Source organism: Kocuria sp. CPCC 205260 (assembly GCF_040981045.1).
Taxonomy (GTDB): Bacteria; Actinomycetota; Actinomycetes; order Actinomycetales; family Micrococcaceae; genus Kocuria; species Kocuria palustris.
Genome location: NZ_JAVKPT010000002.1, coordinates 141,967 through 154,268 on the forward strand (window position 1 = coordinate 141,967; position 12,302 = coordinate 154,268).

Consider the following 12,302-nt stretch of genomic DNA (forward strand, 5'->3'; position numbering starts at 1 on the left):
GCCGCCGTCAGCCGCGGCGCAGCAGCTCCCTGACCAGGTACCAGAGGAACTTCGAGTTGCCGACCGCGTAGCGCTTGAACATCCGCCGCGGCTCCAGCACCAGGCGGAAGAGCCATTCGAGGCCGAGGCGCTGGATGATCGCGGGAGCCCGCCGGGTGCGGCCGGCCACGACGTCGAACGAGCCGCCCACCCCCACGCTGAGGCCGACGTTCATGGCCTCGCGGAAGCCGTAGATGAAATCCTCCTTCATGGGCGAGGGCAAAGCCACGAAGAGGATGTCGACGTCGAGCAGGCGGATGGTCTGGGCCATCTCGGCATCCGTCATGTACCGGCGCCAGTAGCCGTCGCGGTGTCCCACCACGTTGGCGCCGCGGGCGGTGAACTCGCGGCGCACTCGCCCGACGACGTCCTCACGAGCACCGAGCAGGAAGATCCGCTGCCCCTCCTGGGCGGAGAGATCGACCAGGCGGTTCATGACGTCGATCCCCGCCACACGCTGCGGAAGCGGGCGGCCCAGGAGGCGGGCGGCCCACACGACGGCCTGGCCGTCGGCGCTCACGAGCGTCCCCTGGTTGAACTCCTCGAGCTTGGTCGGGTCCTCGATGGCCGCCACGAGCTTGGCGGCGTTGACGGACAGGTGGTTCTGCCCCTTGCCTGTGGCGATCATCTCCCGCAGCCGGTCGATGGTTTGATCCATCGTGAGGGCATCGACGCCCACACCCATCACGTCCGTGCGCTCAGGCGCGATCACTCGCTGCATCTGATCCGTCATCGGTTCTCCCCCCAGAGTCCCAATCGGCCCGCCGTCCTGACGATGCCCATGAGGCCAGCGCGACAGCCGCGTGGCCCTGATTCCACCGCATGTGCGGAAGCCCCCTGCCTCCGCTGCGGAATCCGCCGTCGCCGCCCTGCAGTCCCAGCAGATGCCGAATCGCGGCCTCCGGGTCCGGGACCGGCCAGCCGCGCTGCGCTGCGCGGGCCAGATACCCGACCGTGGTGGCCACGTTGTGCACATCCGTCGAGACCTGCCGGTCATCCGCCATGTAGAGCGGGAGACCTTCAGGGCTGAGACAGCGGTCCTTCCAGAACTGCGCGCCGCGAGCTGCCGAATCCCCCGATTCGAAGCCCATCTGCTGCAGCGCCCACAGCGAGTCCAGGTTGTAGATCGTGTGGAAGCTGTCGATCCACTCGAGTCCCGGACCCTCACCGTACGGCCAGGAGCCGTCCTCCGCCTGCGCGCGGACCGCCCGGTCCACCGCAGTGCGGATCAGTTCCCTGTCTCCGTCCAGCATCGCCAGCGACTCCGCCGCAAGCAAGGACCCATTGTGCACCAGTCGGTCCGAGGTGGTCGTGTACCGGAAGTAGCCCGATGTGTGGAACTGCCCCTCCAGCCAATCACGGACGTCAGCGCTGACCCGGTCCAGCATCCCCGCCGCGGACAGGGCGCGCAGTGCGAAGGTCACCGCGATGACGTTGGGGCTGCCTGCCGGATAGAAGGCCCAGCGCGTCTGGACGTCGAACTCGTAGCCCCACGGACCCGTCCCGCGCTCCTGGAGGATCCGCTGCGCGAGCTGCCTGGCCGTCTGCTCGTCGCCGGACAGCGATGCAGCCGTCGAGAACAGCGCCATCCCCTTGGTCATGCGCACCGGGGGAACACGTGTGGCGGCGCGCAGGCCGCGGCCCAGGCGCTTGTGCCCCTGCACCCAGGCCTGGCGGGGAACGCGTCCGCGCAGCACGCGCGCGTACGGCGAGAGCAGTCCGTCGTACGGGTCCGTCCCGGCGTAGTCGCGCTCACGGGCGAAGTCCATGGCGCGGCCGAGGGCCCCGTCGACCTCGGCCTGCAGCTGCGGTTCGAGTCCCTGCGACGTCATGGCTTCTCCTCCGTGGTCTGCGCTGCGGCCCCGACGGCCGCCTCGATGATGTCGTCGAAGCGCTGGCGGTAGCCGTCCATGCTGTAGCCCCGCTCCCAGGTGGTGCGGGCGGCGGCGGCGATCCGCTGCCGCCGGGCGTCGTCGTCGATCAGCTCGGCCAGGCCCCGAGCGAGCGCCGTCACCTCCCCCACCGGCACCAGGACGCCGTTCTCACCGTCAAGGATGACCTCCGGGACCGCCCCGACGGGCGTGACGACGGGTGCCAGCCCCCACGCCATGCCCTCGAGCAGCGACAGCGGGAGGTTCTCCGCCCGGCTGGGCAGCACCAGGATCTGGGCGCGGCGCAGCTGATCCTGCAGGGCCTCCGCGTCCAACCAGCCGGTGAGCTCGACCCGCTCCGCGCGGTCCACGGCGGCCCGGATGGAGCCGTCCGGGTCATCGAGATCGCCTGCCAGGACCAGGACGGCATCGCGCCCGGCGCTGATCCGGGACCATGCCTGGAGCAGCTCGGGGGCCCCCTTGCGGGCACCCACGCGGCCCGCGAAGAGCACGCGCATCGGATGGGTCACGTGCTGCGGGACCTCTTGAGGACCAGGGACCGCGTTCGGCAGCACGGACACGGCAGCATCCGACACCCCGAGCTCCTCCTGGACGAACTGCGCCCAGCTCTCCCCCAGGACGATGACCTGGTGAGCCGCCTGGAACATGTTCTTCACCAGGGCCTGCTCCAGGCGCCCACGAGATCGGAAGTAGTCGTCATAGCCGCCCCCGTGAAGGTGCAGTGCGTATGGACGGCGGCGAAGGCGCACCAGTGCGCTCAGCGTCAGCTTGCGCCATGTGCTGCCGCGGGAGGCCACGGCGAACACCCGCAGGTGCGCTGACGAAGGCCCGAGGCAGTCAGCGGCCGCCCTCACGAAATGCGCCAGCCTCTGCAGAGCCGGTCCGGGAGCACCGCCGGAATCCAGGAAGACCAGTGACATGCGCTCGGAGCTCGTGCCGAGCAGATGACCGGCCATGATGCCGATTCCGCCCGAGGACCCGGGGGCAGGTCCGATGATGGTCGCCTTGATCATGAGACTCCTTCCTGCTGCTGGGCACCGAGCTCCCAAGGAGCGCGTCCGGGCTTGGCTATCGATGCATCCTGTTCGGCGGCCTGCGACGGCCTCACCCCCAGCGCTCGTCGCCCGCTGCGAGGCTCTGCTCCGAGCGCCAGGCACAGTCCTGCCACTGCGAACGGCAGCCCGTACATCGGCGGCGACAGGAAGACCGGCGCGACGACCGACTCGATCAGCAGCTGGGCGAACCAGGCCACAGTCACCGCCCCGATCCACTTGCTGTGCCCATCCGAGGCCGAGCGCATCATCCGCCAGCCGGGGACGATGAACATGATCAGCGCTCCCAGATAGCACAGGGCGCCCAGGATCCCGGTCTCGGCCAGCGGGGCCGGCCAGAAGGTGTCCGAGAGGAAGCCGCCCATGTCGCCCTGCCCCAGACCCCAGATCCGCTCGTAGCCCAGATCCGTGTAGATCGGGCTGTAGTTCTCGGAGGCCGTGAAGGAGCCGAAGCGGCCCAGACCCACTCCGAGGGGGAACGCACCGACAGCCAGCAGGAAGCCGTCGATCGTCATCCGGATGCGAGCGACCCGATCCCAGTCGGTCAGGTACTCGGTGAGGGTCCCGTCGACGACGGCCGTCAGGGGCTCCCGCAGGAGAACGAGGCCCACGGGAAGGAGGATCACCGCACTCGTGACGAACAGAGCCCGTGGAAGGGGCAGGACAGCGCGAACGCCCAGGGCCACGGCGATCCCCGCCACGATCGACTTGCGGCGGAAGGCCGCCAGGCAGGCCAGACCGGTGGCGATCAGCAGGACGAACGTGAAGGGCGTCCGGCGCACCAGCAGGCGGTAGAGGTAGATGGCCAGGAAGGCCAGGGCCATGGTGGTGCCCAGCCCGACCGGGTGGTCGAAGGGCCCGGTCAGGCTCGTGAAGCCTCCGCGCTCGCTGGCCACCTCCGTCCTGCTCACCAGGTCGTTCCACGGGCCCGGAGCCGCGGCGTTGAGCGCGCAGGTGAACAGGATCACCACGATCACCGCAGCGCCGGCTCTGGCGATGCGAGGCAGATCTGCACGACGCCAGTCCAGCTGAGCCACCGCGAAGCCCAGCGCCGGCCCCTTGAGGTACAGCAGGGTCCCCATGAGCGTGATGGACGAGGGCACGGCATGCACCACGCTGCTGATCAGGCCGAAGAGGATGAAGGCGAGCAGGAACCACACCGCGGCGAAGAAGCGCAGCGCATGATGATCGATCAGACGCCGAGCGCAGGCCACGCCCACGGCCAGCACGACGGCGAGCTCGTCGCCGTAGTTGAGGATCGAGATGCCGCCCACCGTGCCGACGGTCTGGGAGATCATCGAGTAGACAACGGCGGCCCCGATGGTGGCCTTGGGATGCGTCAGGCAGAGCTTGATCACCCACGCGGCGCCGACCAGCAGGACCGCGCCGAGGGCACCCCACGACAGGGCTGAGACTGCAGTCTGCATGTGTGCTCCTCCCCGGGACGGTCCCCGTGCCGTCGAATGCAGGGCGTCGACGCTCCGGATCCCCCGACCCGGCGCCGAGCACCTGCCGCTGCGCCCGACCGCTCCCCAGCGGCGGCACGCATCACGACATGATGGCACGACGTCACGTGCCTCCGGGCAGATGTTCGTTCATGAAGGCTGTTTGTCCACTCAACTGCACGGTTCATGGCCGTATACAGCATGTGCGTCAGATCGGTGACACTACTCTGGGAGACCGGACGGGAGCCTTCGCAGCACTGCAGCGCCGTCCACCTCGCTCTGGGGAGAGCGAACGATTCGAATTCAGGGGGAGCAGCAGAATCATGCAGACCAGCAGGCGCACCGAGACCCGGTCCCGCAATCAGGGCGGCGATCCCATGGTCAGAGACGTGTCCGCCGAGCATCTCGGGACGGCGCTGCGGCGGCGCTGGTGGGCCCCGCTCGTGGGCCTGATCCTGGGTCTCGGCATCGCGCTCGGGCTCGCGGCCTCGGAGCCTCCGCAGTACGAGTCGGTCACGACCATGATGGTCCACGCCGGGGCGGACGATGACACCGCCGCCGAGCGCCTGGCCGCCGAGGAGCTGGCGATCTCCCGCACCACGACCTACGAGGCCCTGGGAGAGTCCCTAGTGGTCGCCGAGGAGGCCAAGAGCGATCTCGACACCGACAAGTCGGCCTCGGAGCTGCTCGACGGCATCACTGTGACGGCCACACCGGCCACCACGGGCGTGGAGATCACGGCCGTGGGCGAGTCGCCGGAGGAGGCGAGCGCCCTGGCGGAGGCCTGGCGCGACGCCCTCACCTCGGTGGTGGCGACCAGCGCCGAGGACGCGCAGGTCAGCATCGAACCGGCGGGCAGCCCCACGACTCCCGAGGATCCCTCTGGCCTGAGCATGACCATGATCGGAGTCATGGGTGCTGCCGTCGGCCTCCTGCTCGGCATCATCGCCGCAGTCGCGACCACGCGCCCGCGCACCGAGCTGCGCTGACCGACGGCAGGTCGGGCCTGCCGTCGGGCTCAGGCCCAGGTCCCGCTGACTCCGGCGATGTTCTGGTCGACGATCCGATCCTTGCCGTTCGGCGGGATCTCCAGGTGCCCCACCAGCTCGAAGCCCAGCTCCACCTGACCGGCCGTGCGTCGGCACATCGCCTGGTAGAACTCCTCGAGCTCCTCCGGGGCGGCATCAGCCGTGGGCTCGACCCGCAGCGTGACGCGGCCGGGCACGTCCTGCCGGAAGCGGAAGCGGCGGATGCACAGGAACTGATGCCCGTGCACGTTCAGTGACGTGGTGGGGAACAGCGAGCCGTCTGCGCGTACCAGGCCCTCTCGGCCGCGCCGTGAGGAGATCGCTCGGAACGTGGGCTGACCCCAGGCATCCGTGCCCACGCGCTCGGCGGAATCTCCCGTGTCATAGCGCAGGAACGGCTGGCCCTTGATCATGAGGCTGGTGGTCACGAGCCGGCCGCGCTGCCCCACCTCCACGGGCAGGCCGTCCTCTCCGAGCAGCTCCGTGATGCCGTACAGGGGTTCGGCATGGAAGGTTCCGTCCGGATCCATCGAGGCGAAGCAGGTCCGCTCGCTCAGACCGTAGAAGTTGGAGATCCCCGCATTCGGGAACACCCGCTCGAAGGTCTGCTGCTGGCCGGGCGTGAACTCCTCCGAGACGGCCAGGACGCCGCGGATCTGATGACGCCATTCGTCGTCGGGCAGCTGCTCCTCGACCAGCTTGGCCATGTAGCTCAGGGCCGACGGATAGCCGTGCAGGTAGCGGATCCCGCGATCGCGCACCCAGCCCCACTGCTCCTGGATGCGTTCGGGGGCCAGCGCCTGGACCCGCAGCACCAGCTCGCCGGTCGCGCGCTGCAGGTAGTGATCCGCCCCACCGGGCAGATCGGCCGCCCCTCGCAGGAACAGCCGCCAGTCGTCGAGCTCATAGCCCGTGGCCCGGTGCCAGGCATCGAAGACGTAGGCCCACTCAGCGGCCCCGCGCTGCCGGTCCAGGTGGAACAGGATGGGATCGCCCGAGGTGCCGGAGGTGGCGGTCATCTGGACGCCGCTCTCCGGGACCGTGAGCATGCGCAGGGAGTGCTTGGACAGCTGCTCGCGGGTCAGGATCGGCAAGCGGGAAAGTCGTTCGAAGGCGCCGACGCCGCGCTCGCGCAGTGCCTCGTATCCGGGCTCGGAACCGTAATAATCGGTCTCGGCTGCTTGATCGAGCAGCTGCTCGAGCCGTCGTCCGCGCTCCTGGGCCGCCCAGGACGGCACCGTGCGAGCCTTGCGCAGCTCCCTCAGCGTCCGCTGGAACACCGGCCCATAGCGCAGCGACGGCGGAATGGCTCGGACGAGGGGGCCCACTCTCTCCCGCTGGTCCGCCGGAAGGTGGGCGACCTTCTCACGAAACGATCTCACGCTCTCCCCTTCGGATGTGGTCGCGCCGGGGGTCATCGGATCAGCTGCCCAGAGGCGCGCACCTCTGATGCGAGGTTACGTGTTCGTCCGCAAATTCTCCATGCGATTGCAGGATCATGACCAGGTGGTCGCCGCCCCCGGAATCTGCTGATCCACCAGACGCTCCTTGCCGTTGGCCGGGACCTCCAGACGGTCCACCACCTCCAGCTCGAGGTGGATGCGATCCCCGATGACCGCCGCCATCGCTCTGTAGAGCTCCTGGATCTGCGCATCGGTGGCTCCGGTGACCGGCTCCACGAGGAACGTGGCCTTGCCCGGTTCGTGCTGTCGGAACCCGAACTTCCGAGCTGCGAGCACCTCCATGGTGTGCATTCCGAAGATCGCGGCGGGCAGGAAGCTGCCGTCATTGCGGATCAGCCCCTCCCGCCTGCGTCGAGAGCGGATCTCGCGGAAGATCGGCTGACCCCAGGGATCCGTTCCCGTACGCAGCGCCGAGTCACCCGTGTCATAGCGCAGGAAGGGCTGTCCGGTGAGCCGCAGACCGGTGGTGATGATCCTGCCGCGAGCGCCGACCTCGACGGCTCGGCCCTGCTCATCGACCAGCTCGACGGCCCCGTAGAGGGGCTCGGGGTGGAAATCGCCGTCGTCGTCCATGACGGCGAAGGCCGTGCGCTCGCTCAGCCCGTAGAAGTTGGCCACGCGCGCCTGCGGGAAGACGCGGTGCAGGATCTCCAGGTGGGCCTCTGTGAGCTCCTCCGAGACGGCGAGGATCCCCCGGATCCTGTGCCGCCAGTCATCGTCCGGCAGCTCGGTCTCCACCAGGCGCGCCAGGTACGCGATGGCCGATGGCAAGCCGTGCAGGTACTGGATCCCTCGCTGAGAGGCCAGCTGCCAGTGCTCCCTGATGAGCTCGGGACGCAGCGCCTGGACGCGCAGCACGACCTCCCCCGTGGAGCCCTGGACGAACCAGTCCGCACCACCGGGAAGCTCGGCTCCGCGCAGCCGCAGACGCCAGTCGTCGGCCTGATAGCCGGTCCTCCGCTCCCAGGCGCTCAGGACGTAGGCCCATTCGCTGGCGCCCCGGCTGCGGTCGAGCCAGAACACGATGGGCTCCCCGGAGGTCCCGGAAGTCGCGACCCGCTCGAGCTGGGCCTCGGGCACCGTGAGCATCCTGCTGCTGTGCGCCGTCACCGCCTCCCGCGTGAGGATGGGCAGGCGGCTCAGCCGCTCCATCGGCGGCATCGTCGTCTCGTGCAGCGCCTCGTACCCCGCAGCTGAGCCGTAGTAGTCCGTTCCAGCCGCGGCATCCAGCAGCGACTGCAGCCGTCGATCTCGCTCTTCACGCCCCCATGACGGGACCGTCCACGCCTTCCGGATCTCCCGCCGGGTCTGTCGGAACACGGGCCCGAACCTGATCCCTGCAGGCACATGCCGGGCGAATCCGGCGATCCGCTCCCGCTGCTCGGGCGGGAGGTGGGCGATGGTCTCGCGCAATGACATAGCTGCTCCCCTCTGCAATGACCGATCGGGGCGCCGCTGGGCAGCGGCGCCCCGATCGGCCCGTCATCTCATCGTCGGCATTCGATTATCCATGCCTCGAGCAGGCATCCGCCGATCGCGCTCCTCAGCCCATCAGCTCGTCCCGCAGCCGGTGCATGTCGGCGAACCGGTTGCCGAATCGGTGCAGCGTGATGGACACGGCCTGCTCGTGGAGCATCTCCTGGATCTCCACGCGGGAGGCGCCGACGATCGGGTGCATCATGACCGCCACATCCGGGGTGGCGCCCAGATCGACCACCAGGTCCGCATCGGTGCCGACGACCTTGATGCGCGCGCCCACACCGAGCTCGAGCACCTCGGGATCGGAGTCCTCCGAGGCCCGGCCGCCGAAGGGCAGGCGATCGCGCAGCTTCTGCACTGCGGAGCGCTGCTCCTCCGGCTCGGACATCGCGCGGTAGGCGGTGCGGGCGCCGAGCAGGCGCCGGGCCTTGGCCTGGACGCGGAACCGCTCGTCGTCGACGGCGGGCAGCACCTGGGTGAACAGGGCGCGGGCCGCTCGCGGCAGGGCCTCCATGACGGCAGGCGCGGCCGAGAGCGTGACCTCCGAGCCGGAGCGAGCGGCGGCCAGACCCACGCGGATCACGTCGGTGACCGGGGCATCCTCCGCAGCGCGCACCACGATGTCGCGGGCGCGGTAGCGGAAGATGTTGGCCTCGCTGACCAGGCCCGTGGGGTCCTTGGCCACGCCGAACTCGGACTCCCAGGCCCGCTGGTCGGCAGCGGCGCAGGCTCGCAGCCAGGCCAGATCCTCCGCGGGCAGCGCCTCGATCACGTCGGCGTCGCCCAGGACGTCGCGCACCGCGGGCAGCAGCCCCGGCTGGACCTCCACGGAGTTGCCTGCGCGGAAGGCGCCCTTGGTCCAGTGGCCCATCTGCGTGAGGTAGTTCGGACCGCCGGCCTTGGCACCCAGGCCCGCCGACGACTTCTTCCAGCCGCCGAAGGGCTGGCGCTGCACGATCGCGCCGGTGATGCCGCGGTTGACGTAGAGGTTGCCGGCCTCCACGCGCTCCAGCCAGGAGCCGACCTCCTGCACGTCCAGGGAGTGGATGCCGGCGGTCAGACCGTACTCCACGGCGTTCTGCCACTCGATCGCCTGGTCCAGGTCCTTGGCGTGCATCAGCCCGAGCACGGGGCCGAAGACCTCGGTCTCGTGGAAGAAGGAGCCGGGCTTCACACCCGTCTTGATGCCCGGGCGCCACAGGCGGCCCGAGTCGTCGAGCTGCTTGGGCTCGAGCAGCCACTTCTCGCCCTCGTCCAGCTGGGTGAGAGCGCGCTTGAGCTTGTCGCCCGGCTTCTCGACCGTGGGGCCCACGATGGCCTGCAGGTTCTCCGGCCAGTCCACGACCATGGACGACGCCGCGTCCAGCAGCTGCTTCTCGTAGCGCTGCGAGGTGGCCACCGAGCCGACCATGATGCCCAGCGAGGCCGCCGAGCACTTCTGCCCGGCGTGGCCGAACGCGCTGGTGACCAGATCCCACACGGCCTGATCGCGGTCCGCTGCCGGAGTGATGATCAGGGCGTTCTTGCCCGACGTCTCGCCGATCACCAGACGGCCGCTGCGCCAGCCGCCGAACAGCTCGGCGGTCTCGTAGGCGCCCGTCAGCACGATGCGATCCACGCCCGGGTGGCTCACCAGCGCCTTGCCGGTGTCGCCCTCGACGGCGTCCACGAGCTGCAGGACGTCGCGCGGGACGCCCGCCTCCCACAGCGCCTCCATCAGCGCCGCGGAGCAGCGCACGGTCTGCGGCGACGGCTTGTGGATGACGGCGGCGCCGGCGGCCAGGGGGGCGACGGTCGAGCCGGTGGGGATGGCCAGCGGGAAGTTCCACGGCGGGGTGACCAGGTCCAGGACATCGGGCTCGAACTCGGCGCCGTCGACCTGCTCCAGCTCCTCGGCATGGCGGGCGTACCAGCGGCAGAAGTCGATGGCCTCGGAGACCTCGGCGTCCGACTGGGTGAAGGCCTTGCCGGTCTCGGCAGCGGCCACTGCCATGAGGTGCCCGCGGCGCTCGGCCAGCTTGTCGGCAGCGAGGTTGAGGATCTCCGCGCGCTCCCGGGCCCCGCGCTCGCGCCAGCCCTTGGCAGCATTGCGACCGGTTTCCACGATCTCGGCGACGTCGTCGAGCTCGAGCGAGTCCGGGGTGGCCAGACCCTGGTACCAGGACCGGTCCGTGATCAGATCCCGCAGCTCGAGCGCCCACTTCTGGTTGGCCGGGATCGAGATGTCGGTGTCCGGCTCGTTGCGGAAGGGCTCGTCGAGCGGCTGATGGCCCTGGTAGCCGCTCTGGCGCCCGGCGGCCTCCTGCGTGCGGTCCTGCACGCGGTGCGGGCCCGGGGCCTGCTCGCCGTCCAGGACCATGCCCTCCTCGAGCAGCTGCTCGACGGCGGCGCGGAAGCGGCCCTCCTCACGGCGGAAGATCTGGTTGCCGGGCTCGATCTCGAAGATCCCGGACATGAAGTTCTCCGACTCGGCGTTCTCCTCGAGGCGGCGCACCAGGTAGGCCACGGCGACGTCGAACTCCTCCGGGGCCACGGCGGGGACGTAGTAGAGCACTCCCCCGACGTCCTCGGACACGGCGATCGACTGCTCGGCGGCCATGCCCTGCAGCATCTCGAACTCGATGCGCTCGGAGACCCCGCGCTGCTCGGCGAGCAGCTTGGCGAAGGCGATGTCGAAGATGTTGTGCCCCGCCACGCCCATGCGCATCCCGCGCAGGTGCTCGGGGTCCATGGCCCAGGCCAGGACCCGCTTGTAGTTGGCGTCCGTGGCCTGCTTGGTCGGCATGACGGCCAGCGGCCAGTCGTGCATCTCGGCGTCCACGCGCTCCATGGGCAGGTTGGCGCCCTTGACCAGGCGGACCTTGATCTGCGCGCCGCCCTCGGCCACGCGCCGCTCGCCCCACTCGGACAGGTGCTGCACCGCGCCCAGGGCATCGGGCAGGTAGGCCTGCACGACGATGCCCGCTTCCAGGCTCTTCAGCTCGGGGCGCGAGAGCAGCGTCGTGAAGACCTGGGTGGTCAGGTGCAGGTCCGAGTAGACCTCCATGTCCAGGTTGATGAACTTGGTCCCGGCCGGGGCATCGGCGGCCTTGCGGTACAGCGGCAGCAGGCGCTCGACCACGCGCTCGACGGTCTCGTCGAAGCCCCAGTGCGAGAGCTGCGGGACCACGGAGGAGACCTTGATCGACGCGTAGTCGACGTCGTCGCGGGCCAGGATGCGGTCGACCTCGTCCAGGTGCTTATCGGCCTCAGCGAGGCCCAGGACCTCCTCGCCGAGCGGGTTGATGTTCAGCGAGTCGCCGCGCTGCGTGATGTGCTCGACGGCCTTGCCGAACGGGCCCGGTCGGGAGTCGACCACCAGGTGACCGACCATCTGGCGAAGGCGGCCGCGGGCGATCGGGATGACGACGGCCGGAGCCAGGTGGCTCATGTAGCTGCCGGAGACGATCTGCGAGCGATCCAGCGCGGAGAGGGACTTGGGGGCGATGCTCGCGATGCGCTGCAGCGCCCGTGCGGCGGCGACGCTGTCCTCGGTGCGGATGACGCGATCGACGAAGCCGACGGTGAAGTCCAGGCCGCGGGGGTCCTGCAGGATGGCGGAGAGGCGGTCGGCGGCGTCCGAGTCCGCGACTCCCTCTTCGGAGAGCTGCTGGGCCCTGCGGATCCAGGTGGTGGCCTGCTCGACGGCAGGATCGACCAGAGCGGGAAGATCGGCCAGCTCAGCGGGGCCGACCGGGGTGTTGTCGGTGAGGGGGGTGACCATGAGGCGATTCGCTTTCAGGCACGTACTGCGGTGATGACCGTGGCACTCCCACGGTCATCGGCCTCGAGTCAGGGTTCGCACGTGGGGATCTTCGCTGCTGGGCCGATTCGGCCATCCTAGGAGACGCACCCCACACTGCGC

8 protein-coding genes are annotated in these 12,302 nt (G+C 69.7%); 1 reads left to right on the forward strand and 7 read right to left on the reverse strand.

Annotation, left to right across the window (positions count from 1 at the left end; translation table 11 throughout):
- Positions 1-7: 7 nt before the first annotated feature.
- Genes RF645_RS05300 through RF645_RS05315 form a run of 4 tightly spaced genes read right to left on the reverse strand, consistent with a single transcriptional unit; the run spans position 8 to position 4,410 of the window.
- Positions 8-772: a WecB/TagA/CpsF family glycosyltransferase gene (locus RF645_RS05300; protein WP_082677018.1), complete on the reverse strand. Its 765-nt coding sequence runs from the start codon at positions 770-772 to the stop codon at positions 8-10.
- Positions 738-1,871, reverse strand: coding sequence for a hypothetical protein (locus RF645_RS05305; RefSeq protein ID WP_058871966.1), 1,134 nt, complete (start codon positions 1,869-1,871; stop codon positions 738-740). Before RF645_RS05305 ends, RF645_RS05300 begins: the two co-directional genes overlap by 35 nt.
- A complete protein-coding gene (locus tag RF645_RS05310) occupies positions 1,868-2,944 on the reverse strand; it encodes a glycosyltransferase family 4 protein (protein WP_368818689.1) in 1,077 nt (358 codons plus the stop codon). Before RF645_RS05310 ends, RF645_RS05305 begins: the two co-directional genes overlap by 4 nt.
- Positions 2,941-4,410, reverse strand: coding sequence for a hypothetical protein (locus RF645_RS05315; RefSeq protein ID WP_006214089.1), 1,470 nt, complete (start codon positions 4,408-4,410; stop codon positions 2,941-2,943). The genes RF645_RS05310 and RF645_RS05315 overlap by 4 nt, the downstream gene beginning before the upstream one ends.
- Before the next feature lie 341 nt (positions 4,411-4,751).
- On the opposite strand from RF645_RS05315, the gene RF645_RS05320 reads away from it, so the two are divergent.
- Complete coding sequence (locus tag RF645_RS05320; protein WP_006214088.1) at positions 4,752-5,417, forward strand: YveK family protein; 666 nt, start codon at positions 4,752-4,754, stop codon at positions 5,415-5,417.
- 29 nt (positions 5,418-5,446) lie between these two features.
- Here the strand turns inward: RF645_RS05320 and RF645_RS05325 are convergent, their stop codons facing one another.
- The 3 genes from RF645_RS05325 to RF645_RS05335 form a co-directional block, all read right to left on the reverse strand.
- Positions 5,447-6,838, reverse strand: a complete 1,392-nt coding sequence (locus tag RF645_RS05325; protein ID WP_040560545.1) for a phenylacetate--CoA ligase family protein — start codon at positions 6,836-6,838, stop codon at positions 5,447-5,449.
- 114 nt (positions 6,839-6,952) lie between these two features.
- Positions 6,953-8,239 carry an AMP-binding protein gene (locus RF645_RS05330; protein ID WP_368818691.1) on the reverse strand — a complete coding sequence of 429 codons (1,287 nt, stop codon included), beginning with the start codon at positions 8,237-8,239 and terminating at the stop codon, positions 6,953-6,955.
- A 223-nt stretch (positions 8,240-8,462) separates the two neighbouring features.
- Positions 8,463-12,161: a proline dehydrogenase family protein gene (locus RF645_RS05335; RefSeq protein ID WP_368818692.1), complete on the reverse strand. Its 3,699-nt coding sequence runs from the start codon at positions 12,159-12,161 to the stop codon at positions 8,463-8,465.
- Positions 12,162-12,302 lie beyond the last annotated feature (141 nt).

What these genes read in the sequence shown, in the direction of transcription:
- RF645_RS05310 (WP_368818689.1), bottom strand. Translation starts at nt 2,944, where the DNA reads ATGATCAAGGCGACCATCATCGGACCTGCCCCCGGGTCCTCGGGCGGA.
- RF645_RS05335 (WP_368818692.1), bottom strand. Translation starts at nt 12,161, where the DNA reads ATGGTCACCCCCCTCACCGACAACACCCCGGTCGGCCCCGCTGAGCTG.
- RF645_RS05320 (WP_006214088.1), top strand. Translation starts at nt 4,752, where the DNA reads ATGCAGACCAGCAGGCGCACCGAGACCCGGTCCCGCAATCAGGGCGGC.
- RF645_RS05300 (WP_082677018.1), bottom strand. Translation starts at nt 772, where the DNA reads ATGACGGATCAGATGCAGCGAGTGATCGCGCCTGAGCGCACGGACGTG.
- RF645_RS05315 (WP_006214089.1), bottom strand. Translation starts at nt 4,410, where the DNA reads ATGCAGACTGCAGTCTCAGCCCTGTCGTGGGGTGCCCTCGGCGCGGTC.
- RF645_RS05305 (WP_058871966.1), bottom strand. Translation starts at nt 1,871, where the DNA reads ATGACGTCGCAGGGACTCGAACCGCAGCTGCAGGCCGAGGTCGACGGG.